Here is a 25,007-nt window from a genome sequence, read left to right as displayed (position 1 = left end):
TGTGCGTTTCTTAGCTCTGGGAAACAGCTTAAGAATAGATGGAGGTATCACAGCCTGATCCAGGCTATGATTGTTGACAATGTTCCTGGCTCAGCAATCGACAAGATTAAAAAAAAATCTTGTCGATTATTTATTTGTATGAAGCATGAATAGCGAAGCAGGCATAACTGTTTAGCTCGCTCTTTATTTTTATGAAATACTCAACTTTGCTTTTGATACAGAAGCAGGTTATTGGTGCTGAATAACAACACTCTTAAATTTTTTCGTAAAATTATGTCTTGTTCCTCAAAAGTTAAATAAGCAAGATCTTAAACATGACAGTCCAGACATTACCATTCAGCACGCTTATCTCCATCGATCGAAAATCCCCTACTCCGGTATTCAGACAACTCGCCAATGGTTTGATTGATTTGATCAGGAAAGGACAACTTAAGGCCGGCTATCAATTGCCGGCAAGTCGGGATATGGCCTCAATGCTGAAAGTAAACCGTACAACGATTGTAGCTGCATACGAAGAATTACAGGCTCAGGGCTGGGTTGAACCTATAAAACGAAAGGGGAATTTTGTTTCCACCCACTTACCTATTAGCAGTCCAAAGTCCTTCCAAGCATCCGCTCCGGCCGGGGTTCCCGCCGGGCAACCTAACAAATTTTACAGAACCATCGCCGCTCCACCATCCGGAACAAGGAAGCTGATGCCTCATCAAATGATGATCAACGATGGTTTTCCTGATGCCAGAATTGCTCCCTTAGATTTGATAATAGACCGATACCGGTTTCTTTCAAAGAGGATGAATACTTATAATAAACTGCTATCTGAAGGCTCGCTGGGAAGCAATTCGTTGAGAACCGAGCTTGCCCTGTTTTTATCCCAGACAAGAGCTTTGGATCTATCCCCGGAACAGGTTCTGGTTACCCATGGCGCACAATTGGCGATCTCCATAGCAGCAAGTATGATCCTTCAGCCAGGCAGCTCGGTTATTGTTGGTGACCTAAACTATGTTTTAGCCGACAGGCTTTTTGAGCAGTTGGGTGCCAGGCTTATTAAGGTCAAGGTAGATCAGGATGGGATCGATGTTGAAGCAATAGAGAATATCTGCAAACAGTCAAAACCAAGCCTCCTCTATATCATTCCCCACCACCATCACCCGACAACGGTAACCTTGAGCGCAGAAAGACGGATTAAGCTTTTAGATATCATCCGACGCTACCAGCTTCCAGTGATCGAAGACGATTACGACTATGATTTCCATTACGAGAATGCTCCGATACTGCCATTGGCCAGCGCAGAACATAATGGTTATGTTCTTTACATAGGATCTATTTCTAAAACACTGGCACCCACTATTAGATTGGGATATCTTATTGGAGGGCAAGATTTCGTATGGCAGGCCTCTAAGCTTAAACAAGTGTTGGACATTCGTGGCGATGTGTTATTCGAAGAATCTGTTGCCCATCTGTTCACAACAGGCGATATGCAGAGACATCTTAGAAAATCTGTGAAAGTATATAAAAAGAGGCGAGACCGGTTCTGTGAGCTTCTTCAATCTTCTTTGGGAGACGTCGCAAGGTTTATCGTGCCCAATGGTGGTATGGCTGTTTGGACATTATTTGATCCCGGATATTCAATACCCAAGCTCGCAGAAAGATTGGCGACCAACGGCATTTATCTGAATGACGGAAGCCTTCATAAGTATAAAGAAGACGTCAACGGGATCAGGTTGGGTTTTGCCTCGTTAAATACAAATGAAATGCAAACTTTTGCCCAGGCCCTTAAAAAATCCCGTTGAGCAGGCCCTTCGTATCTATAAACTATTGGGTCGTGTCATCTTTTAATGAGACGTAACTGGAAAAACGTATGTTTATTGTTTTTTTATCCAGTCACTAAACCTGATCTTACCTGGGAAAAATTCACCTGCAGGCACTAACAAAGATCTCGGAATATCTTCAAACATGTACTTGTCATTGTCGTTAGCTATTACTATCCTATCCGATCCCTTCTCTCTCAGGTAACCTTCCACGACATCGCTCATCAATCCGCGGTCAGGACCGGCTATTTCTACTATCTTGTTTTTAGGCTCCTCCAAAGAAAACCTCACTACATAATCTACAACGTCTTCCAATGCTATGGGTTGATAGTCTATTGTTGACACATGTACATTCTTCCCGTCCCCCTGAACATCGATAATTGTGCCTACATGTTCGTGGAATTGAGTTGAGCGGATAATGGTGTACGGTATGCCAGATTCTACCACGGCATCTTCCTGGTGTTTTTTTGCTCTAAGATACCCGATATGCTGTGCCCTATCTGTACCAACGATTGAAAGGACGAGGTGGTGCCTGACACCGGCGGCTTTTACAGCCTTAACCAGATTATTGGCTGCCGTTTTGAAAAAGTTCAAGGCGATTTGCGCTTCAGGCGATGGAGAATTGGAAAGATCAATTACAATATCAGTTCCCTCTAAAGCATTTGCAAGCCCTTCTCCTGTCAGAATATTGACGCCATTTGACGGCGTTCCCACAATTACTTCGTTGCCGGTATTTTTAAGTTTTTCACATACGCCTTTACCTACCAGGCCGGTTCCTCCGATTACTAAGATCTTCATGGATAAATATTTAAATAAAAGAATATGATCTAAAAACAGACGCAATTAATAAGCTGCGACTGCCATTTTCAATGTCAAAATAAGAGATAAAAACGGCGACCCTGACCATCCAAAACTCAGATTTAAGGCAGTCCAGCGGCCAGGCCAGGAGCATTTGCTTCTGCATTCGATACGGACATTATAGCAGGTGATCGTAAGGAAGTGTCTTTAAGAAAGTCAACCTATTCAAACCAGCTAAAAAATAGTTCGACATTTCGCTCATGCAGGGTACCAACTTTTGATAGATTGTAAAATCTTACAAATAATACAACGGCAATCCTATAAAGAATTGCCGTTTTTTAATATTCATCCAAAATACCGGTAATTGATCTGCCCGGTCCCGATTGCTGAACTCCTGAAAATACTTCTATTAAGAAGATGTAAAAGGTTGCACAGATCTTTTAAACTGTTTCATCTTCAGTAGCAGCACCGGGTGCATTTTCCTTAACGGATTCAATGCCTCCATCCCTGCCGGCAGCGCTATCATACATTTGACTACTTCCGATAACCTGCCCATTACCAGCTTTCAGGTTAAAATGAAATTTACCATTGGCAGCTGTTTTACGATCATAGCTGCCATCATCGCCGGCATTCTTTTTTACAGATTCGATCCCGTTTTCGCAGCCAGACTTGTTGGCATAACCTTCGCTGGTTAATATAACCTGGCCATTCCCGGCCTTTAGATTGAACTGAAATTCTCCGTTAGTTCTTTTACTGATTACAAATTTCCCCATAGATATTTTTTTTAGTGATGCACCAATATACACATTATTTATAATATACAAGTAGTATGATCTTTGCATTTTTTGCCACCATAATTAAGAAGCGCTAAAGCATCAATAAACATACGCACGCTCTACAACTCCGTGTAAAGTGCCTGAGCGATTTGCTTAGTATTCATTTTTAAATAAAATATATTGCCACGAATGCACGAATGATAGTACAAAATATTCGTGCATTCTGTACAACAAAATGTTTCAAACCTGTTACCTCGCGCCTTCCCGACTGCAGCAGGCGGGGTTAAATAACATCCGGTTGTTACTGCAAATAAATCACATGGAATCAATGGAATTCGTGGCAATAAAAACAAAACACCTTGCCCAAACGTCAGTCATTGGTCAAAAAGACACAACAACGGCAGTGTAAAATCTTCACCGAAATGACTGGTAAGAGGATATGGATTTTAGTAATTCAAAAACTTAGTAAAAGGTTCTATTACAACTGCTGCTGCACTTCTTCCGAAACCTGAGGCTGTTGCTCTTTGAACAATCCGGCGAAAACCAGCAGGCACACTGTTGCCATTGCTGCCGGGTCTATCCCCTATTTATGTGAGCCTGGTAGTGTAAAAATTGTAATACATTTAGTAGCGATTGTTAATAACAATCAGCAGAATATCCCAATACTACCGCTGCAGGTTTTGCTCCGCGTATAAGGATGGTAGTTGAATTGAATAAAAATCGATACAACCTAAACACGCTACATGCAAAAGCTCCTCTTTTTCCTTACCATATTTGGCCTGAGCACCGCCTGCAACAGGCTTCCAAAGAAACAGCCTGATTCAACCCAGCCGGGCGCCGCCGTTATAGGCTGCATGCCTAAAACTACTGATAAAGCCTGGTACACTGCCGGTACAAAGGCACCCCTGTTAACGGGGCTCGAAGGCATTGACTTTAACATTTCGACCAACAACAAAGAAGCGCAGGCTTATTTTAACCAGGGGATGATGTTGGCCTACGGGTTTAACCATGCAGAAGCAGCGCGTTCTTTTTTTGAAGCCAGCCGGCTAGACTCTACCTGCGCCATGGCCTACTGGGGCTTTGCCTATGTGCTGGGCCCTAACTACAACGCCGGCATGGAAGAAGATAATTACCAGCGTGCCTACCAGGCAATCCAAAAAGCCATTGCCCTTGCGGGTAACTGCACACCCAAAGAAAAAGCTTTGATCTCGGCCTTATCAGCACGGTATGTAGCTACACCTCCGGCAAACAGGGCTGATCTTGATAAAGCCTATGCTGCGGCCATGCAAAAAGTATATCATATTTATCCTGACGATGCGGATATCAGCGCATTGTATACTGAATCACTTATGGATATGCATCCCTGGGACCTATATGATAAAAAAACAAAAACGCCGAAACCCTGGACTCCCGAGATCGTAAATATATTGGAGCAACTGATCCAACAATATCCCCAACACCCCGGCGCTCCGCATTTTTATATTCACGCTGTTGAAGCTTCGGATGAACCGGAACGGGGTTTGGCTGCTGCCAACCTGTTAATGACCCTTGTTCCTGGATCGGGGCACCTGGTGCATATGCCTTCGCATATTTATATCTGGACGGGCGACTATCATAAAGGATCACTGGCCAATATTGCAGCTATAAAGGCAGATAGCACTTATATCACTTCCTGCCATGCGCAGGGCGCCTACCCGCTGGCATACTACCCCCATAACTACCATTATTTAGCTGCTACAGCAACGCTTGAAGGTAACTCCAGGCTGGCCTGGGAAGCTGCAAAAAAAGTACAGGAAAAAACAGCAAAGGATATTATGCTACAACCGGGATGGGGAACATTACAGCACTATTATACGGTTCCTTATTTTGTTGCTGTAAAGTTTGCATTGTGGGATAGCATACTGGCCATGCCCCTTCCGGCAAAGGAGCTGATCTATCCCCGCGCTATCTTACATTATGCCAGGGGCATGGCTTTTTTGGGCAAGCACCAAATAACAAAAGCCGAAAATGAGTTGGGCAGCCTGAAGGAGCTTGCCAGGGACACCGTACTAAAAACAATGACCATCTGGAACATTAACAATATGCAGGACATTGTACAAATTGCCGTGCATGTGCTTGGCGGGGAACTATACAAAGACAAAAAGGAATATAGTACAGCTTATAAAGAGTATGATAAGGCTATTGCTATTGAAGACAACCTGAATTATAACGAGCCTCCCGATTGGTTTTTTTCTGTACGCCATCATTTAGGAAGGGCATTGCTTGAGGCAGGAAGCTATGCCGAAGCGGAGAAAATATACAGGAAAGACCTGGATACCTGGAAAGAGAACGGCTGGGCATTAAGCGGCTTATATGAAGCGCTTCAAAAACAAGGCAAGGCTACCGCGGCAGATGTGAAAAAACGTTTTGATAAGGCCTGGCAATACGCAGATACGGATATTAGTTGGATGCTGAAGAAAAAAGAAGGATAAATTAGTGAACACAATTACATATAGTAACAGAGAGGTGAACTACTATTGTGAGCTATGTTGGCTTGTTGGTATAAAAAGGCTATGCAGCTATATATTTCATTTACCAGGGCAAACCATTATTTTTTTTACTCTTTATTTAAGTTTTTTGTTCTTTGCAATAACTTTATCGTAATATTGCAATTAATAGTTGAAATATGGGGATTACAAAAACTGAAATATTTAATAAGCAGCAAAACCGGCTGGCCACCATTTTAAAGGCGCTGGCTCACCCGGCGCGTATTGCCATTCTTCAGCACATTATAAAATCGCAGGCCTGTATTTGTAACGACCTGGTGGAAGAGCTGGGCCTTGCACAGGCCACTATTTCTCAACACCTGCGGGAATTAAAAAATACGGGAATTATTAAGGGAAGTATTGAGGGTACCAGTATTTGCTATTGTATTGATGACAAAGTGTGGGCACAGGTAAGCAAGGAGCTGTCGGCATTCTTTACCTCATTTACCCCTGTAAAAAGCTGCTGTTAAAAAAATTTACAATCATTCATCGTAATAATGCAATATTATAAACATAAAATAAGAAATTATGAAGCTGTCTGAAATTAAAAGCCTGCTACCGGGCCTTGATACTGTAGCATTTACGTTGCCTGACGGCACCCAAGTGCCGGAACATTTTCATGTAACGGAAGTGGGAATAGTAAATAAACACTTTATAGATTGTGGCGGAACCACCCGCTTTGAAGCTAAAGTTAACTTTCAGCTATGGAACGCCAATGATTATGAACACCGTTTAAAGCCCGGTAAATTGCTACATATTATCAACCTCTGCGAACAGCAACTTTCTATTAACGACAACCTGGAAGTGGAAGTGGAATACCAGGGCGACACTATTGGTAAGTATGCCCTGGATTTTGACGGGGCATCCTTTGTTCTGGTATCTACCGTTACCGATTGCCTTGCCAAAGATAGTTGTGGAGTACCGCCCCAAAAGCAAAAACTATCTTTAAAAGAATTACCGGTTGCTGCTGAAAGCCGCTGCACGCCCGGAGGCGGATGTTGCTAAAGTACCATGCCGGTTAACGTCATCAAAAAATCATTGAATCAAAACAAAAAAAATACATGAAAAAAGTTTTAGTGCTTTGTACCGGCAATAGTTGCCGCAGCCAGATTGCCGAAGGTTATTTAAAACATTTTGCCGGGGATAAGGCGGAGATCTATAGCGCCGGTGTAGAAACGCATGGCGTAAACCCTAAGGCAATAGCTACTATGAAAGCCGATGGTATTGATATTTCAGGCCATACCTCTAACAACGTTACAGAGTATAGTAATATCGATTTTGACTATGTTATTACTGTATGTGATAATGCTAAAGAAAGATGCCCCTTCTTCCCTACTCATGCGGTAAAATTCCATTATAATTTTCCTGATCCTGCAAAATTCCAGGGCACAGAGGAAGCAACTGAAAAGGAATTTGCAAGAGTAAGGGATATGATAAAAGACTATGCTAAAAACTTTGTTGAAACCAATTTATAATGCCTGCAGACCATTGCGCCCCGGCACAGGAACGTAAAAAGCTCTCCTTTTTAGATCGTTATTTAACACTCTGGATATTACTGGCAATGGCCATTGGTGTTAGCATTGGGTATTTTGTTCCTTCGGCCCCCGATTTTATTCATTCATTTTCGAGCGGCACTACTAATATCCCGCTGGCTATAGGGTTGATTTTAATGATGTATCCTCCTTTTACCAAAGTGCGTTATGAAAAACTAAAGGAAGTTTTCAACAATACAAAAGTATTGGGCATATCCCTTTTGCTTAATTGGGTAATTGGCCCGGTATTGATGTTTTTGCTGTCTGTTGTTTTCCTGCATCACTACCCGGAATATATGACAGGCCTGATACTTATAGGGCTGGCCCGCTGCATAGCTATGGTTATTGTGTGGAACGAATTAGCCGAAGGCAGCCGGGAGTATGCCGCCGGGCTGGTTGCATTAAACAGCATTTTCCAGGTGCTGTTATACAGCGTATATGCGTATGTATTTGTTACCGTGTTGCCGCCCCTGTTTGGAATAAAGGGAGTTGCAATTGATATTACTATTGGACAAATTGCCAAAAGCGTGTTCATTTACCTGGGCGTTCCGTTTGCGGCCGGTTTTATGACAAGGTATGTTTTAAGAAAAGCGAAAGGTGATGATTGGTATCAAAACGTATTTCTGCCGAAAATTTCCCCGGTTACGTTAATTGCTTTATTGTTTACCATAGTAGTTATGTTTAGCTTAAAAGGCCAGTTAATAGTTAGCATACCAACAGATGTGATACGTATAGCCCTGCCACTGATCATTTATTTTACAATGATGTTTTTGGTAAGCTTTTTTATTGGTAAAAAAATGGGTGTAGATTATTCGCGTAATACCTCTATTGCCTTTACTGCCGCAGGCAACAATTTTGAACTGGCTATAGCCGTTGCCATTGGTGTTTTTGGCATTAACAGCGGGCAGGCTTTTGCCGGGGTAATAGGGCCATTGGTAGAAGTACCGGCCCTGATAGCCCTGGTGAATGTGGCATTTTGGTTAAGAAAAAGATGGTATTTAAATAAAAGAATAGCTTAACTGCTGCATCAATTCAGCCAGATTTTTTTGTACCAGCTCTACATGCGCATAGTTCACCAAAAAATCAGCATCATACCGGGCCGAACAGTAAGACTTCTGCAGCAAATGGAAAGCTTCCTGTTCTTTTTTTGATACACCGCAAAAACCTTCGGCAACGCCCGGAATTAAAAAGAAGAGGTGTCCTTTTCGAACACCCCTTCTTCCCAAATTGGCTATTGAAAAGTAATTAATTCATGAGATAACCAAGTTTCAATCCTAGCGAAGAATTTATTTCAGCCTTTTGGTTATTTGAGAAATCCATCCTGCCACCTACATACACTTTTTTAGATATACGAAAGTCGATACCGCCAGAAAGCCTGTAACCTACGGTAACACCATTATCAAACTCAAGAATGGACTCACGAACCGACGAAGGATCATCTGCACTTCTTAAACCGGCAGATTTTTCGGAGGAACGTTTCCAGTAGCCTACTGTAGGGCCGATTCCAATATGAAATCCTTTTAAAAACTTATGAAACGGATGATAGACTGCTTTTGCCCACAAGGTATTCCCTGAAACATGTCTAAAGAATGGTTCTTGATAGGCTATTTCCGTAGCAGTTGTATTTTCAATTTTGGGTTCTTTAGTACCCGTTTCAAAAAGCATTTCACCTCCAACTAAAAACTGACCCAAACCCAATCTCGGTTTTTTAACCAAATCTTTTGTCATTCCAGCACCGACACCATAACCCAAAACATCTCCGGTGCCAAAACTTATATATAGCCCTGATAATTGCACATTTTGAGAGATGCATAGTTTTGATGAAAAACAAGCTACATATATCAAAAGCATCTTTAAATTTTTCATTACTTCTAGTTAGATTGAGAAATTCAGATTAATGATAAAAAAAGTTTGAAAACAATTACTAACTTCCTGTAAATATTTTATGCCACATAGTAAATGTAACCGGTGAGGTTCCATTCCGAATGCCCCAACCTCCTCTTTTTCCATGTCCTTGATCCGTAGTATTCATAACTTCAAATACGTCTCTATTCAGTTTTCCCTGAAAGATAATCTGATCATCTGATTTATATGTGATTTTAAAATTCCCCTCGGTGCCGACTGAAAAAGAACCAGAAGTTGTTGATCCAGAGGAATAAGACGTAGTGAGTTTGCCACCAACTTCAGACGTATTTCTGTTATCTTCTTCGTAAACTGCTATAAATTCTTGTAAGTTATCGGTTTCCCAATCTCCATCCCATTCAGCATTAAATGTTTTCCAATTTTCTTTCCTAATATCTTTTCTACTAATATCATTAGGAACGGGAGTAAAGAAATTGTCTGCAACAACTTGACCGTCTTGCATCTTCATATAAGCATCGGCTCTAACAAAACGTATTTCGGAGCCGCCGCCATTCCCTGTGAAGCTGATTAATGCATCATATTGTTTTGTACATCTTACGTCACCAATATCTACTTTTAAAATTCTTCTTGGCAGATTGGGTACGACCACAGGCGGTTCAGGTTCGTAAGCTATGGGTGTTCCTGAATTATTAACAACTTCTTCTTCTATGCCGTTAACACCGATTATTAGCGTCGGATTTTCTTCGGCAAAAGCATCGTTAACCAGAACCTCTTCATAACCAAGAAGTACATTATTGTTGTCATACGCCGGCTTGTAACCAATACCCTCATCAGCATCAGCAGTTGCTGTAACCAATGTTGGCGCTACTGATCCATAGTAAGCAATATCTTCTGCTGACTCAGGTGGGTACGGTTCATAAAGAGTAACTTCAGGTTCAAAAGAATCCCTCGGTCCTTCAGGCTCCCCGACAGCATAAGTATTTTTGACGGCAGATCGAACAACTGTTTTTACTGAATTGGCACCCTTGATTTTGTTTACATAACTAACAAGCTGAAAATCTTTTGTCCCTTCTATTTTAGCATTAATATTTTTTGCAAAAAGCTCTAAACTCAAATTTTGTTCGTTTAATTTTTGCATTAATACTTTGTTTTCTTTGAGACTGCTATTTTCTATGAGCAAATCCCTTAAGTAAACTGCTTTATCTCCTACTGTTCTCGAAGCTAAAACAGCTCTAACCAACTTCACGTTCTTTTGATCTTTATACATTTCTTTAAAAACGTCAGTGATTTTATTCAAATTGGCTACCAATTCTTTCTCTTCTTGTGTTTGAGGAAGTCGCATTACTTTCGTTGGGTCAACTTTTAACTCCGCAGGAGGTGGACTGATGTTTTTTTGGCATGAGCATAGAATAGCTAAAAAAGCTGTTGCTCCTAACAGTTGTTTTTTCATAAACTTTAATTCTAATAGTGTTTTTAATTAATTTGGCTTAAAAAGATTAGCTGCAGCGTTTTTCTTTTCACAACGAATATAATAAATAAAATATATTTAAAAAAGATATTTTATTTATTCAAATGTTTATGGAAAGCGATATACTTCTGTGTTTCAAAAAAGTTTAAACAACTTCAATACCTGCACGCAACCAGCTTATTAAGGCAGATACTTTTTCCCGCACTATCTCCAACTCTTTAAATCCCACTTCAAAACCTTCTTCATACCGGGCGGCGCAATACGATTTTTGAAGTAAGCGGAATGTATCCCTCTCTTTTTGTGTTATGCCGCCAAAGCCTGCTGCTACCTGTGGCGTTAAAAAACTGAGGTACTGGTTGAGGTGGTGAAGATTATGAATACGCAGCTGTAACCCCGTTTGAGATTTAATAAAGGCTGTTAACACCAACTCTGTAGCCTGGTGGTACATAAAAAGCGCCAGCTTATAGTGTTTGCGAACGGTAAAGAGCTGTGCCCCGGCCATATACTCATTAAACAACGTAACGCATTTTTGAAAACCGGTTTGCCCCGTTGGCGAAGTGCTTTCTGCAAGCACATCTTTACTCCACTGTTCCGGTTGCGGGTGGGTGTTATAAATAACCGGGGCGTTTAATACAACGGTTACTGCAAAAGCATTCTTTTCATGCAACTCACGTATAAAGCTGCTGGTTTGCATTACCATGCAGCTAACGGTATGGTAGCGGCTGCAGTGTTGCTCCATTGCTTCCTGGTACATTTTAAGCCGCTTATCATCGCCGCTAATTAATACCAGCAGCCAAAAAGCGCTGGTATGCGCAGCGGCAGCGCCGGGTGGTGCAAATATATTTTGAGCGGTATTTAGTTTTTTGGCTAAAACAAAGATGGTGTTCACCTGTGTAATTGGGGTAATGGTGTCCACCACCTTTGTGGCTATGGCTTTATCTGCCTCGGTGAGATAAAGCGCTGTAGGGTTAGCAACGGTTTGTTCTTTCATAACTGGTTGTTTTTAGTATGCCGATGTTTACAGAACCATTTTTTAAACCACCAGTTTTGGTGTTGATCTCTCCATTGGGTGTACCGGTTTATTGTTTTGCGATTGCCCTCGCCGGGAAACAGCATGCCCACGGCATCCATTTCTTTAAAAAGCTGGCGCATGTCAGCTTCGGTATAGTGCTGCTGCCCGTAGCCGTGTGTAATAAAATAATTAATGAGGTGCTCTTTGGCCGCGCCCCTACCCTCGCGGTTCCAACTGCCGCAGCCCAGGTTATCCATAAAATCGGTGATCATTTGTTTGGGCGTTGTGCCCATCAGGCGGCAGAGCAGCAGGAATGGATAGGGCAAAATGAAATGGTAATGGGCAAGGCGATCCCAGGCGCCGGTTTGCCATTTTAGCTCCGGCTTAGGCTTGCGCTGTTTTTGTTTTCGGTTGGGTGTTTTTTGCATGGCTTGAAGCATTTAAAGGTGAAGAAGATGCACACAGACCAACCGGCAGCGCATAAAAAAGACGTGGGTTGGTCCTTAATGATTCTGAGGGTTACGACACCCTGATCTCAAATAAGAACGCCCACGCCTGAACCTTAAATATAAGGAAAACGCGAGCGATTTACCCTATCCTCCCGAGATCAATGATATGTCGTAATTTCAGAATCGGGAATAAAGCAAATACGCTTATATACGTTATTGTTTAATTTTTTATGTCATAAAAAAAGTTTTACAAAATTGTTATGCAATATAACACAATTGTTACACAATAACAATTTTATTTCCCCCAATAACTCTTTTGATTAAAAATCAATTTATTACAATTCTATAAATTGTGTTTCATAAGAACAATTTATTTACCCAATGAGTAAAACAATAAAGCCTAAAAGAAAACCAGCTCATCTTGTCATGAACAGGTTAGCTGCTGTTTTAAAAGAAGAACGCGTCTCTAATAAGGACCTTGCAGAAGCATTAGGATATGAACCGGCAACTGTTTCTAAATGGGCCACCAATACCATACAACCACCGCTTGCCACATTCTTTCGCATTGCGCTTACCATCAACCGCGATCTGAAAGACTTTTTTATCTCGTCTAAAGACATTGAGGGTGACGAAAAGAAAAAGCTGCTGAAGGAACTGGCGGTGATTGCCGAGAAGGGGAAAAGGACGGGAAAGGGAAAATAAAGCGTTTGGAATAGTGTTGCTATTTTTGAGCAGACTGCTTCTATTGAAACTAAAAATGGAATTACAACTACTACAGCCCAATTTAACAAAGCCGTTTGAAAAGCAGGTAAAAGCATCTGTTAGCAAATGTTTTAAAGACCTGGCCAAAAGTGATTTTACGGTACAGGACTTTAAACATTATATGCTGGCCGGTGCAGTGGCATCTTCACAAATTGAGGGCAGCACGCTGGATTTAAATAGCTTTTTGGTAAGTAAGGCTAATAACAAAAACAGTAAAGAAGTAAAAGAAATTGAGGACCTATTAAAAGCATACCAATATGCCAAACGATACAGCATCAGCCAAAAGGGGTTGCTAAAATGCCATGAAATACTAGCGGGAACATTTAGCCATTTAACCAAAGCACAAAAAGGTAAATACCGTAAAACGCAGGTGGGTATAAGCGGCTGGCAGGGACTGGTTTATTTGGCCCTGGAACCGGCGCAGGTACCGGCCGAAATGGACAAACTGTTTGCGGATATTGAAACCCTTTTGGGCGAAAATTTAACCCTGAAGCAAACGCTTTACTATGCCGCTTATATACATTTTATGTTTGCCAAAATACATCCGTTTGCAGATGGCAATGGCCGTGCTGCCCGGTTGCTGGAGAAATGGTTTTTAGCTGAATGCCTGGGCCCCTTGGTTTGGGGCATACCTACCGAAAAGTATTATTATGATAACCGCCAGGCCTATTATAACAGTTTAAATATTGGCCGGGATTACTATGAAACGCAGGAGCAGCTGGATGCCCTACTACCTTTTTTAACCCTGCTACCTAAAGCGATATGCTATAAACCGGTGGATTGAATGCTAAACCGTTTGGAAGTAGTGTACACTGTGTCACATTATTTACGATTTTGACGGCGGCATATTTGCATTGGGAATCGTTGGCTGTAAAATAAAATAATCCACCATAGTGCGTACTTCAGAATGGCTATTAATTTGAATTTCCACACACTTAATCAAATCGTCAAGTCTGGCTTTTGAATTTGTCAATTTTATATTATCATAAAATTCTGTTGTCAGAATTTCATTTTTCACCTTTTCCAAAATATGAATACATTGACTCAAGGTTAACCCCTGCACAAACTGAGCGTCAAAAGAATTATTCCTTTTGCCATAATCGTTTAAATCTTCAAGCAGTTTAGAATTCATCCGTTGTAGCAGTCCAAATTTCTCGGTCAACAACTGTTTTGTTTCCTTCAAAGGGTCAACCGTACTTGATTTATAAGTCAAATAAGCAAGCCATGTTCCGAAGATCGTGCAAAAGAGAATAATAGCTTCCGACATTAATTTTATTTTATTCAATTTATTAGGCAAATAAGAGCAAACTATCAGACTAAAATTAACGCCAAATTGAGTAAAAAAAGTCTAATGATAGCACAATAGGTGAGTCTTTAATAAGCCCAATTGTATTATAATTGAAGTGTTTGACTGTCTTTATTGTCTAATCTAAAATCGTCTTGCCATTCAAAATCTATTTTTAACGTATTTCCTGATGAACCTTCATAAGCGAAAGCGATAATTTCAATCGAATTTTGCGGCCTAATATCTATCGAAGACGGATAATCGGGAATAATTAAATTTGTTTCACCAGGGAATGTTACAATAACATTTCTTGCTGTCGCCTTTCCCTTATTATATACTTTTATTATTCGCCTTCCTTTTTCACTTTTTACAACATTAGCTTCAATTATTGCTTTCTTTTCAGAGTCCGTTTCTTTTTTAAACCTTTCTAACTGAAATTGATTTATCAACGCATTTTGTTTTTTAATTTTTGCGTCATGTCTGAAATATGTATACAGGGATAACAAAAGGGCTACGGCAGAAATAACAAAAGGTATAATCTGTATAATTGTCATACTATTTAAACTTAATATTTTTATTTCCCCTGAAAGCATCTTTTAGCATTTTATCAAGATCATTTTTTAGATCCCGGGTTACTTCTTTTTTCATGGAATCTAGTTCTTCGGAGATGGTATTTTCATTTAACTGAACTAACTCATCGTATCCCCCTGGATATTCTCTATTACACCTGTTGCATTTTATCCATGTTTTATCTTCGTTGTAATCGAAATTCGATGTGTCGCCACAGGTAACACATCTTAATTGAATTGATTTGCTATAATTATCCTTCATTTTTGCTTTTTTAATTAATTTATTATTGCCTGTGGAGTTACCAATTCCGCTAACTTAGCAACAACATCTGCCATTGATTCATCTATCGTACTTAAGCCACTGCGAGAGCCAAGCAAAGGACTTACTTCGCGTAAATCCTCAAAGGTTGTGTTATGAACAATAGGAACAAGTAAGTCACGAGCTAAGAGAGCAGACAGCTCTTTGTCTGCGATTCCTTCTCCCTTAATGCGTTTAAGAAAAGAAGGAGTAACTAACACAATGCCAACACGGGATTTTGCCAACCCCTTATCGATTTCGCGAAGTAGTGGTGAACCAAGCAAAACATCTTTTTCGCTAAACCAAACTGAAACCCCCTTTGATTCTAGTAAATCATGTAGCTCTTTGGCAGCACCTTGACGATCATCCCAGGCATGACAAAGAAAAACATCCCGCAGATCCAATAATCCCAAACGTTTTTCTACGTTTTCACGTACGGGTGTAAGCGTTCGAATTTCTGCAGGTGTATATAAAACAGTAGAGCCTGCTGAAGACCATCGCGCTCTAGTTCTAGGCTGTCCGCTAATACTGCTACGGCTTACTGAACTATTTGAAGGTGAGTAATAAGTAGAAGAGGGCGAATAATACGAGTTGTAGCCACGACTGTAGCGACTACTACATGCAGGGCAGTTTGCTGCCGCACTTGCTGTTCGATGACCATTTACTGGTGCTGTGCATCTTGCCATATTTAATTTTTTTAATTAAAGAAGTTTTATTTATCATACGAAAACTTTACATACCTATTGATGTAAGAATTAAGACCGCTTCCAGCAGCAGCCAACCTCTTCATATTACTTACATGGTTGCTTCCAGCATACCGATGGCTGTACCGGTACGCTCTACCTGTGTTAAACATTACAAGTATATAATCTGTTCCCGCTTCATAAGCAGCAACACCAGAATCTCTGTTTAAATTTCTATATGGTATCATTTAAATAGTATTAAAAGTTATAATAGTTTTTCAATAAGAAGGATTGCGTCCCATAAATGAGGCGCAACCCTCCGATTAGTTTTTTGTATCCTTCGGCGGATTAGGATCATTCCCATAAGAGTCTTTGTCCCTGATCTTACCGTCAGTACCATGAATAACTACCTCAGACTTTTGATTCTTAGCAATTTCTTTTGCTACTTCAATTGCCTGCTTTTGTGTTTTTGTGACAGCGGTTGCTTTGCCGTTGCCTGCGCCTTTAACCTGCCAACCACCACCGGTATGCTTGGTTACATGCTGACTTTTCCCCATTGCTTTTAAAATTTAAATGGGTTAATAATGCCACAATATGTTATCGGAGTAGTGGTGTTATATCCGGCAGACGGTGTAAAGAAGAGATGACTGGCAACAAATTTGCCTTTGTTAGGTTAGCCGCTTAAGTAGCCGGTTTGAAAATGTTTTCCAAACCCCCTACTTTTGCGACCTGATTGAAAAAATCACTCTTTGAAATGACTGTCTACAACATCATTTCCTGAAAGCCTTTGGTCTGACCACCGGGGGCTTTCACTTTTATAAAAAATTCATTTTCAATAACTGCTCCATATCTGAACTTTTGCCCTTATCAGCCAAAATTGCAGGCAATTGCTGCATTTGCTAACTTTTTTGGTGAAATAAACTAAAAATATACGCAAACTGTCACTGTCATTATTTCACGTTACGACACTGTAAATGTCACATATAAATCCACTTTTTGCAAATATTTCTCAAAAAGCAATTAAATAACCCTTTATTTTGTGATTACAATAGAATCACTTTTTTGAAAATGGCTTAATAAAATGCACACTGGCTTAATAAAGCTAATGGTATTTATGGTTCTATTATTACGGATTCCCGTAACCGCGCCAGGAAGGCCATTTATAAAACCGGTATGCGATACTTAGCGCATCCAATTAAAGTAAACAGTTATGCTTATTGATTTTGCAGTAACCAATTTTCGCTCTATAAAAGAAAAACAAATTTTTTCCATGCAGCCTGTGGCAACAGTTAAGGAATTGCCGGAAAATATTTGCACTGGTAAGGATAACGATTTTAAGATACTAAAATCGATGATCATTTATGGACGTAACGGATCGGGTAAAAGTAATTTATTAAAAGCTTTTCAGGCATTGAAATACCTGGTAATAGAATCTGCCGATTTTAAAACAGGTGATGCCGTAGGGCCCTACGAACCATACAAGCTTGATGTGGAGACAAGCAGCCAACCTGTAGAATTTGAAATTAATTTTTACGGGAAGAAAGGTACACGCTATAATTATCTTATATCATTTAATAATAACGCAATTATACGTGAGCATTTGTATTACTACCCGGGTAGAAAGAAAGCAAAACTGTTTCTACGGGAGGCAGATGCTAAAATAGAAGTGGGAGATTCAATAGATTCGAATTACAGGAAAGTAGAAAAAGGGCTATATCCCAACCAGCTCTTTCTTTCGAAAATAGGCAGCGAAAAAATTGATGCTCTTGTAGAGCCGTATACTTATTTAACCAGGCATTTAAGCACCCATATTGTACATGATACGGATTATGATGAGATGTTAATACAGGTGTTTACGGATATGATGACACAACCTGAAAACAGCCACTTAAGGAACAGTATTGACAAACTGCTAAACGTTGCTGACACGGGTATAGAAGGTGTATCCATTAAGGAAAACAAGGAGGAAGATTTTCGTTTTCCAGACTCTATTGATTTAGAAACGAAGAAAAAGATTCTGGCAGAACTGAAATACCAGGTTAAAACAAGACATAAGCTGTATAAAGAGGGCGTTTTAGTTGGAGAAACTGAATTTAGAATAAATGAAGAATCTACCGGTACCAAAAAATTATTAGCAACCGGAGGCATGATCATAGAAGCGCTTAAAGATGGGGATGTTTTGGTGATTGACGAACTGGATAAAAGCCTACACCCGTTACTTACGAGGGCGTTGATCAAATTATTCAACAACAAAAAGACAAACCCCAAAAATGCACAGCTCATTTTTGCATCGCACGACGTATCTTTATTAACTAACGAAATTTTTCGCAGGGATCAGATTACTTTTTGCGATAAAAATGAGGCAGGCGCGTCCAACTATTATTCTTTAGCAGACCTTAAAGGCGTTCGTAAAGAACTGTCTTATGAAAAATACTATCTCAAAGGAATATTTGGAGCAACTCCTAGTATAAATGAATACGAACTGGATTTTAATATAGCTCCGAATGACTAAATACCGCCTTTCCAGATCCATCAGCCTGCCCGAAAGGGTGTTGGTACTTTGCGAAGGCGAATCGGAAAAGGTATATTTAAGCGGGTATAAAAATGAAGATGCTAACCGCCGGCGGTTAAGCCGGGTAGAAATTGAAATTTATCAGCCAAAAGATTTTTCGCCATTAGGGCTTTTAAAAGAGGCCCGGAAAAAATTGAAAGAGGCAAAGAAAGATCACTATCCCTACAAAAGTGTATGGATTGTTTTTGACAGGGATCAACACGCCCATATTCCTCAAACCATACATGAAGCCCATACATCTGAGCCGGTTATTAATGTGGCTTTTTCACTGGTATGTTTTGAATATTGGATTTTACTACACTTTGAGCGATCCCGCAAACTGTATAACAATTGCGAGCAAATTAAAAAGGTGATTGAAAAAGATTACCTGCCTAATTATGCCAAAACCATGAATTTTTACTCGCTGATAAAAAGCGCCATCAATACCGCTCTTGAAAATGCAGCATGGCTTCATCAGCAAAATCAACCGGATATCAACAACGGCGTGCCATTAGTCAGTCTGCAGGCCTATACCAGCTTTGACCAGCTGATTAGACATTTAGATGAAATCAAAAGCGAATAGTAGTTACTGCCTTTTTTGATAAGTACTACTTTCAGAACTGCCATAATGCGTAACCAACAGTTGGCAGGCTGCTTTTAAGATTGCCCGGATATTTTCCAATAACTAAAATTCACTTATACCCATTGGTTTGGTTTCCCCAACCGGTACCAGGTCTTTCCGGCCGATAAAAGAAATTTCTTTGCCCAATTACGGCATACCGCATGCTCCCCCCGACCGATACAGCAACGATACACGAAGGATACAGCCAGGATACAGCCAGGATACAGAAAGGATACAGCCAGGATACAGAAAGGATACAGAAAATATGCGTTTTGAGATCAGAAGGGATCAGGAAGGATCAGAAGGGGTCAGAAGAGATCATAAGGGATCACAAGGGATTATAAGGGATCAAAAAAATAAACCGGCTGAATAATACCCCAATTTTATACCAGCAAATATTTATTTATTCATTTTTAAAAATTATAGTTATGGGAAGAGTGACTAATTCTATTTTAAGCGGCACATCGGGCCGTACAGGGCGCGTAGTTATTGCCAACGTGCATGGTGTGGAAGTAAGCCGCGCCAGGCCCACCACGCGCAGCAGCTCCACCGACCAGCAAAATGCCCACCGCGAGCTGTTTCGTTTTGCAGTGGCTTTTTTAGGCTTGTACAAATCGTTTGCACGCCTGTACTTTGGCAAGCGCAAAGGGCTGGTAACGCCCTATAACCAGGCACAGGCCAATGTTATGGAAAGCATTCAGCTTGCGGGCAGCGATGTAACCATTAACTACAAACAGGTGGCTATTTCGAAGGGTAGCCTGCTGGAAATGATTCCCGGCAGTGTTAGTGCCGGGGCAGCACAGGCGGTTACGGTTACCTGGACGAATAATGCGCCGCCTGCCAGCAGTAATGAAAGAGACCTGTGCTCGGTTTTTGTGTACCTGCCCATGCGCAGGGACGGCCAGCTTTTTACCAATGTGGCATTGCGCCAGGCTGGCGCCGCCACCGTAACCCTGCTGCCCCTGTACGCGGGCGAAGAAGCGCATGTATGGGCCGCCTTTACCGATAAAGACGGCACTATGGCCTGTAACTCTAAATACCTGGGCTCTGTAACACTTACCTGATTCTTTTTAAAAAAAGAACTGATGCCGGGGTGCTGTGTAAGCCCCCGGCATTTTGCTGTATACCTAATTCGTTTTACAAGCTAATGACGGTAATAAAAATGAAATTACACCCTGCGGTAATATAATGCTGCAGGCATTACCTGTTTATAAAAATGTGGTATGGAATTAACATGTATGCCGCGGAGCGGCTACCTGTTTAAAAGCCACAGGAAGATGTATTGCATGGTAGAAACCCAATAAAATTGAGGAGGTGATGATTGCGTACCTACGGCACGCGAAATATTTATAAACATTATGGGGCTATAAACAGGTTGCTCCTCCGGAGCAAAGACGTTGGGTCAGGGTGGCCTGCTAACATCATATACGGATAATGGTTGCCATTCATATTTTCGCTTTAAGCAGCACTTCGTTTTTATTGGGTGACAAATGATAGTTGCGTACCTACGGCACGCGAAATATTTGTAAACATTATGGAGCTATAAACAGGTTGCTCCTCCGGAGCAAAGACGTTGGGCCAGGGTGGCCTCCCCAATAATATAGGGGTAATGGGTGCCCATCAAATTTTGCTGTACCTATGCGGATGTTAACAACAAACCATTGAACATTAGCTTTTTATTATAATTTAAAGTTTGTACATTCATAGTACTGTTTTCGTTTGCTGATCTATGACCGGCTAATCATGATGAACCAAACGGGAACAGGGTGTGCCTGCTGATTATTTGATGAACATGCTTTTGCCAATATAAAGTGCAATATTGCTACCGGCGAAACAGTTTAATAAACAAACAGTACCCACTACCCTATAACTATCCTACCGGAACTGAGTCTTCGTCAAGCTCAGACTGACAACATTGTTAACACAACTTTTTGTATAACCATTCAAAACATCCAACATGGCAACCAAAGTAAACCTGTCTGTACACCAATTAGAGCTGCTGCAAAAAAAGTATGAAGCATCTGACGCCTTTGAGCTGGTAAACAATAAGGCAATGATGCGTATGCTGCATATTTCTAAAAGCACCCTTTACCGGCTACGCACAGAAATGCATATACCGTATGTTAGAGTAGGCAGGCAAATATTTTATATACGGGGTATGGTGATACGGCAACTGCTGGCGCAACATGAGGTGCTGCCGCCAAAGCGGGCGTAGTTGTGGAAGAAGGAGCCACGAAGACAGGAAGGCACCGCGGTTGGTTGGTGAAAACACGCAACCAAGGCGTAAACTCTTTTGCGGCCCGGACGGAATAAGTTATCTGCCCATAATCCAATAAAAATCAGCTACAGTCCTTTTGAGGTCTACTTTTGATCTACTTTTAAGAACTAAATTTTACAAAAATTACTGCACTTTACAACGCAGGCTTCAGAGCTTTTTTTTATTACATCCTGTAGAATTTGCCTGTCAAGACTCAGATCAGCTATCATTTGTTTTAAACGCGTATTTTCTTCTTTTAGCATTCTTAACTCTCGAAGTTCTGACACGCCCAATCCTACATACTTTTTCTTCCAGTTGTTCAAAGTGGCCTCCGGAACCCCATCTTTCGAAAGTTCTCATTCCCCCTAACGCCCTATTCCAACCGGCGGATCGAAAACACAATCTGCGCCTTCGTAAATTTTGCCTTTTTCATGCGCAATATTTCATTTTTTAAGTTATCAATATTGCTCCAATTTTCTACTTTTAATTGCTACAGTTTTTAGCGAGGAGGTCAATATGATAATAAATTTCTTGAATGCAAAAGGAGAAATAGACATCACCATTAATCTTATGTTTTTGTGTATCTATACTGCTAACAGGAAAACCACTATCATCGGCCTAACCTTGAAATGCATTAATGGTCCCCGACGTTAAATTTTCAGATTCTATTCGATTTTTGCCTATCTGAAATACAACTTTTCGAATTAAAGAATCCTTGCTCAAAATTGCGTCAACGGTATGTACCATTAAATAGTACCTCCTTGACAAGGTATTCCATCTGCTAATCCCAGCCTGTCATTGCTGGCTTTTAATATCCTAAATTTTGTATATTCATTTGTGCGAAGCATTTATATAACCATAATTGCTATTTGGTCAGGACTGATAGCCACTGCGTCACCCTTAATCAAGGCTGATTCAATGAGAGGCCTGAATGAGGTTAACCTATCAGAACTCCAATGGCGTTTTCATCCAGGCGATAATCCGGGTTGGTCTGCATTGCAATTACATGACAATAACTGGGAGAAAGTGTTACCGGTTTTTGGAAATACCCACCCAATAAAAAGTTGGAGTGGCAAGGGATGGTTTCGTCTTTGGATTGATATTGACAGCAATGTGGTAAATCAAACGCTTGCTCTGAGGATCAACCACCAAGGCACCTCGGAGATATATGTGGATGGTCTATTAAAATCGATTATTGGTGTAATAGGAAATGATGCTGGAAGTACCATCGCCAAAAGAAAACCTTACCAGTTGATCCCATTTTTTTTTTCTAAAGCCGGTAGACATTTGATTGCCATCCGCTATGCTAATTTCAAACCTGCTGCACCGTGGTTCCAGGGATTTGAGTTGACCCTAGGAGATCATGCGCAGCTTGCTGAGGGAATTGCAGAGCATCAACGGTTATATGGATACATGCTCATGAGCATTGCGGTGTTGATTGCATTGGGCTTGCTGCATTTATTTCTTTTTCTTTTCTACCCCAGACAGATACTGAACCTGTATTACTCTATTTTTCTATTGATACTGGTTTGTGGGGGCATCACAGTTTATTTGATGGACCAAACCGATAGCCCCCTAGTTAGAAACAATGCAATGCATATTCATTGGGTTTCAAATATTCTCTGGGTGTATGCTGCCTGGATACTACTGTATTCATTGCATTTTCCCATCAAAAAAAGCAAGAGGGTAATAGTTTATGGTATAGTGACTTCATTTTTTATACTTGCTGTTTTGTTGTTTGTTTCCTCATTTGTTTTTTATGCATATATAGCTTTCTCCCTGCTACTAATGATCGATGGTCTCTGGCAGGTATATCAGGCGTACAAGGCCGGAAAACCTCATGTCTGGCTGGTCGGATTGGGAATGCTAACTGTTTTTATAGCTTATCTTTTTGCCGGTTCCAACCTACTGCATAATTGGTCAGATGAAACCCACCGTACCCTCGCAATGTGTATAGGAATTTTAGGCCTTCCTTTTTGTTACTCGCTCTACCTGGCGCTTGATTTTGCCGGCACTAACAAAGCGCTTGCAAGCCAGGCTATCGCAAAGGAAATTGAAAAAAGGGAGCTGATAGAGGCACAGGCAGGTATATTAGAAAGGACGGTAGCTCAAAAAACAGCACAGGTACAGGAGCAAGCCGACCGGCTCCGCGAAATGGATGCCCTTAAGAGCAGGTTCTTTATTAACATTACACACGAGTTCAGAACACCACTCACTTTAATATTGGGCACAACCGATCAACTAGGGAATCAGTACCGTGATGCTTTTCTGGTTCAAAAAATAGAAAGTATTAAACGTAATAGCCAGCAGCTCTTGCAGTTGATTGACGAATTGCTGGAGTTAGGAAAACTGGAGGCCGGCAGAGTGAAGATCAACGAAGCGTATATCGATATCGTTTCTTTTTCAAGAATACTACTGTATTCTTTCGAGTCAGTAGCCGGTCAAAAGCAGGTAGGCCTAGGGTTCTCTTCAAATGTAGAGAAACAAGGTATGAACATTGACCATCAGAAACTGGAAAAAATCATTTTAAATATTATTGGTAATGCTGTGAAGTTTACAGATGCGGGTGGAATGGTAAGCCTTGATCTTCAAAGCAAAGGGGGAAGTCATTTAGTTCTGACAGTTACTGATAATGGCAGGGGAATTGCAGACACCAGATTGCCCTATATATTTGACAGGTTTTACCAGGCAGAAAGTTCAGATACCCGTTTTCAAGGTGGCGTAGGAATCGGTTTGGCGTTAACGAAAGAATTGGTAAACCTCCTGGATGGACAAATCTCCGTTGTTAGTCGGGAGTATGAGGGTACTACCGTAAAGGTAGTTTTACCGTTGTCTGATATGGAGTCTATGGAAATAGAAGGCAGCGAAGTAATGGAGGTTCCGGTTCCTGCTGCTATTGAATTGCCTCCTGTTTTCAATCCCCTGGATGAGCAGCCGCTGATCCTTGTAATTGAAGATCACCGGGAGCTATTGCATTTTATGCGGGAATCTCTTACCGGAAATTTTAAAACGATTGGAGCGGAAGACGGAAATGAAGGCATTCAAAAAGCAATGACCCATATTCCCGATCTCATCATAACAGATTTGATGATGCCTGAGGCAGACGGGTTTTCGGTTTGTAAAAAACTAAAAGAGGACCACCGGACTAGCCATATTCCCATCATTATGTTGACTGCACGTGTAGATAGGGAGAGCAAAGTGGAAGGTTTACAAACCGGAGCAGATGCTTATATTTCCAAACCCTTTCAAAGTTCCGAACTGTTAGCCCTGATACGGAGCCTGCTTTTTAACAGGAGCCTGGTTCGCGAGAAGTATAGTTCGGCCAGTAACTGGAATACGCGCTCCGACATACTCCCTTCGGTCGAAAAAGAGTTTATTATCAACCTTGGGAAAATAATTGAGGAGCATATGGATGCAGAGCAATTTGGCATCGATATGCTGGCCGTAAAGGTAGGCTTGAGCCGGGCGCAACTTCACCGTAAGCTGAAAATGCTTACCGGCGAGACCCCGGGTGACCTGATCCGAAGGCTCCGGATGGAAAAAGCTTTTGAACTACTTAGGAATAACGCCGGCAATGTCTCTCAGGTGTCCTATATGGTGGGGTTCGGCAACCCGGCCAACTTTTCTACCAGCTTTCTGCGACATTTTGGCTTTTCACCCGGTGAAGTGGGAAAAGACTTGTAAAGAAAAGACGTTTTCAAAGGGATTTGCAACATATTCAAAGGCGGTTTCAGGTGAGATATGGGTCC

Annotated in this window: 26 protein-coding genes and 1 pseudogene; 14 read left to right on the top strand and 13 right to left on the bottom strand. The window is 41.1% G+C overall.

The window, feature by feature from the left end; genetic code table 11:
- Positions 1–314: 314 nt before the first annotated feature.
- A complete protein-coding gene (locus ACLOAU_RS01760; RefSeq protein ID WP_427860106.1) occupies positions 315–1,790 on the top strand; it encodes an aminotransferase-like domain-containing protein in 1,476 nt (491 codons plus the stop codon).
- 72 nt (positions 1,791–1,862) lie between these two features.
- Here ACLOAU_RS01760 and ACLOAU_RS01755 read toward each other — a convergent pair whose 3' ends face one another.
- Positions 1,863–2,606 (bottom strand): SDR family oxidoreductase, encoded by a 744-nt coding sequence (locus ACLOAU_RS01755; protein WP_427860105.1) that lies wholly within the window; start codon positions 2,604–2,606, stop codon positions 1,863–1,865.
- A gap of 440 nt (positions 2,607–3,046) precedes the next feature.
- Positions 3,047–3,379 (bottom strand): YegP family protein, encoded by a 333-nt coding sequence (locus ACLOAU_RS01750; RefSeq protein ID WP_427860104.1) that lies wholly within the window; start codon positions 3,377–3,379, stop codon positions 3,047–3,049.
- Positions 3,380–4,125: 746 nt separating this feature from the next.
- Between ACLOAU_RS01750 and ACLOAU_RS01745 the strand changes: the two genes are divergently transcribed.
- From ACLOAU_RS01745 to arsB, 5 genes are all read left to right on the top strand, one after another.
- Positions 4,126–5,853 carry a tetratricopeptide repeat protein gene (locus tag ACLOAU_RS01745; RefSeq protein ID WP_427860103.1) on the top strand — a complete coding sequence of 576 codons (1,728 nt, stop codon included), beginning with the start codon at positions 4,126–4,128 and terminating at the stop codon, positions 5,851–5,853.
- Between the two features lie 194 nt (positions 5,854–6,047).
- On the top strand, positions 6,048–6,377 hold the full coding sequence (locus tag ACLOAU_RS01740; protein ID WP_427860102.1) for an ArsR/SmtB family transcription factor: 330 nt from the start codon (positions 6,048–6,050) through the stop codon (positions 6,375–6,377).
- A gap of 58 nt (positions 6,378–6,435) precedes the next feature.
- A complete protein-coding gene (locus tag ACLOAU_RS01735; protein ID WP_427860101.1) occupies positions 6,436–6,912 on the top strand; it encodes a DUF6428 family protein in 477 nt (158 codons plus the stop codon).
- A 56-nt stretch (positions 6,913–6,968) separates the two neighbouring features.
- Positions 6,969–7,382, top strand: a complete 414-nt coding sequence (locus ACLOAU_RS01730; protein WP_427860100.1) for an arsenate reductase ArsC — start codon at positions 6,969–6,971, stop codon at positions 7,380–7,382.
- The gene (gene arsB, locus ACLOAU_RS01725) at positions 7,382–8,458 is read left to right on the top strand and encodes an ACR3 family arsenite efflux transporter (RefSeq protein ID WP_427860099.1); all 1,077 of its coding nucleotides are present in this window, start codon (positions 7,382–7,384) and stop codon (positions 8,456–8,458) included. The genes ACLOAU_RS01730 and arsB overlap by 1 nt, the downstream gene beginning before the upstream one ends.
- Here the strand turns inward: arsB and ACLOAU_RS01720 are convergent.
- The 5 genes from ACLOAU_RS01720 to ACLOAU_RS01700 all read right to left on the bottom strand — a co-directional run bounded on the left by ACLOAU_RS01720 (position 8,438) and on the right by ACLOAU_RS01700 (position 12,210).
- Positions 8,438–8,665 (bottom strand): hypothetical protein, encoded by a 228-nt coding sequence (locus ACLOAU_RS01720; protein WP_427860098.1) that lies wholly within the window; start codon positions 8,663–8,665, stop codon positions 8,438–8,440. The two genes, arsB and ACLOAU_RS01720, sit on opposite strands and share 21 nt — an antisense overlap.
- 19 nt (positions 8,666–8,684) lie before the next feature.
- Positions 8,685–9,305 carry a hypothetical protein gene (locus tag ACLOAU_RS01715; RefSeq protein ID WP_427860097.1) on the bottom strand — a complete coding sequence of 207 codons (621 nt, stop codon included), beginning with the start codon at positions 9,303–9,305 and terminating at the stop codon, positions 8,685–8,687.
- A 58-nt stretch (positions 9,306–9,363) separates the two neighbouring features.
- Entirely contained in the window at positions 9,364–10,752 is a 1,389-nt protein-coding gene (locus ACLOAU_RS01710) for a hypothetical protein (protein ID WP_427860096.1), read from the bottom strand.
- A gap of 163 nt (positions 10,753–10,915) precedes the next feature.
- Positions 10,916–11,761 carry a HEPN domain-containing protein gene (locus ACLOAU_RS01705; RefSeq protein ID WP_427860095.1) on the bottom strand — a complete coding sequence of 282 codons (846 nt, stop codon included), beginning with the start codon at positions 11,759–11,761 and terminating at the stop codon, positions 10,916–10,918.
- Positions 11,758–12,210, bottom strand: coding sequence for a hypothetical protein (locus tag ACLOAU_RS01700; RefSeq protein ID WP_427860094.1), 453 nt, complete (start codon positions 12,208–12,210; stop codon positions 11,758–11,760). The genes ACLOAU_RS01705 and ACLOAU_RS01700 overlap by 4 nt, the downstream gene beginning before the upstream one ends.
- A gap of 402 nt (positions 12,211–12,612) precedes the next feature.
- On the opposite strand from ACLOAU_RS01700, the gene ACLOAU_RS01695 reads away from it, so the two are divergent.
- Complete coding sequence (locus tag ACLOAU_RS01695) at positions 12,613–12,933, top strand: helix-turn-helix transcriptional regulator (RefSeq protein ID WP_427860093.1); 321 nt, start codon at positions 12,613–12,615, stop codon at positions 12,931–12,933.
- Between the two features lie 55 nt (positions 12,934–12,988).
- The gene (locus ACLOAU_RS01690) at positions 12,989–13,777 is read left to right on the top strand and encodes a Fic family protein (RefSeq protein ID WP_427860092.1); all 789 of its coding nucleotides are present in this window, start codon (positions 12,989–12,991) and stop codon (positions 13,775–13,777) included.
- A 42-nt stretch (positions 13,778–13,819) separates the two neighbouring features.
- Here ACLOAU_RS01690 and ACLOAU_RS01685 read toward each other — a convergent pair whose 3' ends face one another.
- The 5 genes from ACLOAU_RS01685 to ACLOAU_RS01665 form a co-directional block, all read right to left on the bottom strand.
- Entirely contained in the window at positions 13,820–14,260 is a 441-nt protein-coding gene (locus tag ACLOAU_RS01685) for a hypothetical protein (protein ID WP_427860091.1), read from the bottom strand.
- A 125-nt stretch (positions 14,261–14,385) separates the two neighbouring features.
- Positions 14,386–14,832 (bottom strand): COG1361 family protein, encoded by a 447-nt coding sequence (locus ACLOAU_RS01680; RefSeq protein ID WP_427860090.1) that lies wholly within the window; start codon positions 14,830–14,832, stop codon positions 14,386–14,388.
- A 1-nt stretch (position 14,833) separates the two neighbouring features.
- A complete protein-coding gene (locus ACLOAU_RS01675) occupies positions 14,834–15,109 on the bottom strand; it encodes a hypothetical protein (protein ID WP_427860089.1) in 276 nt (91 codons plus the stop codon).
- A 14-nt stretch (positions 15,110–15,123) separates the two neighbouring features.
- Entirely contained in the window at positions 15,124–15,831 is a 708-nt protein-coding gene (locus ACLOAU_RS01670; RefSeq protein ID WP_427860088.1) for a toll/interleukin-1 receptor domain-containing protein, read from the bottom strand.
- Between the two features lie 320 nt (positions 15,832–16,151).
- Positions 16,152–16,385 (bottom strand): DUF2188 domain-containing protein, encoded by a 234-nt coding sequence (locus tag ACLOAU_RS01665; RefSeq protein ID WP_427860087.1) that lies wholly within the window; start codon positions 16,383–16,385, stop codon positions 16,152–16,154.
- A gap of 653 nt (positions 16,386–17,038) precedes the next feature.
- Between ACLOAU_RS01665 and ACLOAU_RS01660 the strand changes: the two genes are divergently transcribed.
- From ACLOAU_RS01660 to ACLOAU_RS01640, 5 genes are all read left to right on the top strand, one after another.
- Positions 17,039–18,340, top strand: coding sequence for an AAA family ATPase (locus ACLOAU_RS01660; protein ID WP_427860086.1), 1,302 nt, complete (start codon positions 17,039–17,041; stop codon positions 18,338–18,340).
- Positions 18,333–18,962, top strand: a complete 630-nt coding sequence (locus ACLOAU_RS01655) for an RloB family protein (RefSeq protein ID WP_427860085.1) — start codon at positions 18,333–18,335, stop codon at positions 18,960–18,962. Before ACLOAU_RS01660 ends, ACLOAU_RS01655 begins: the two co-directional genes overlap by 8 nt.
- A gap of 200 nt (positions 18,963–19,162) precedes the next feature.
- Positions 19,163–19,345 carry a hypothetical protein gene (locus tag ACLOAU_RS01650; protein WP_427860084.1) on the top strand — a complete coding sequence of 61 codons (183 nt, stop codon included), beginning with the start codon at positions 19,163–19,165 and terminating at the stop codon, positions 19,343–19,345.
- Positions 19,346–19,429: 84 nt separating this feature from the next.
- Positions 19,430–20,065 (top strand): DUF6266 family protein, encoded by a 636-nt coding sequence (locus ACLOAU_RS01645; protein WP_427860083.1) that lies wholly within the window; start codon positions 19,430–19,432, stop codon positions 20,063–20,065.
- A gap of 893 nt (positions 20,066–20,958) precedes the next feature.
- Entirely contained in the window at positions 20,959–21,216 is a 258-nt protein-coding gene (locus ACLOAU_RS01640) for a helix-turn-helix domain-containing protein (RefSeq protein WP_427860082.1), read from the top strand.
- Positions 21,217–21,386: 170 nt separating this feature from the next.
- Here ACLOAU_RS01640 and ACLOAU_RS01635 read toward each other — a convergent pair.
- Positions 21,387–21,590 (bottom strand): annotated as a pseudogene (locus tag ACLOAU_RS01635) (transposase); the annotation flags it as partial.
- Between the two features lie 586 nt (positions 21,591–22,176).
- Here ACLOAU_RS01635 and ACLOAU_RS01630 point away from each other — a divergent pair.
- Complete coding sequence (locus ACLOAU_RS01630) at positions 22,177–24,942, top strand: ATP-binding protein (protein WP_427860081.1); 2,766 nt, start codon at positions 22,177–22,179, stop codon at positions 24,940–24,942.
- Positions 24,943–25,007 lie beyond the last annotated feature (65 nt).

Source organism: Paraniabella aurantiaca (genome assembly GCF_050309965.1).
GTDB lineage: Bacteria > Bacteroidota > Bacteroidia > Chitinophagales > Chitinophagaceae > Niabella.
Note: the sequence above shows the minus strand (reverse complement) of the source record. Positions and strands in the feature narration are given on the sequence as shown.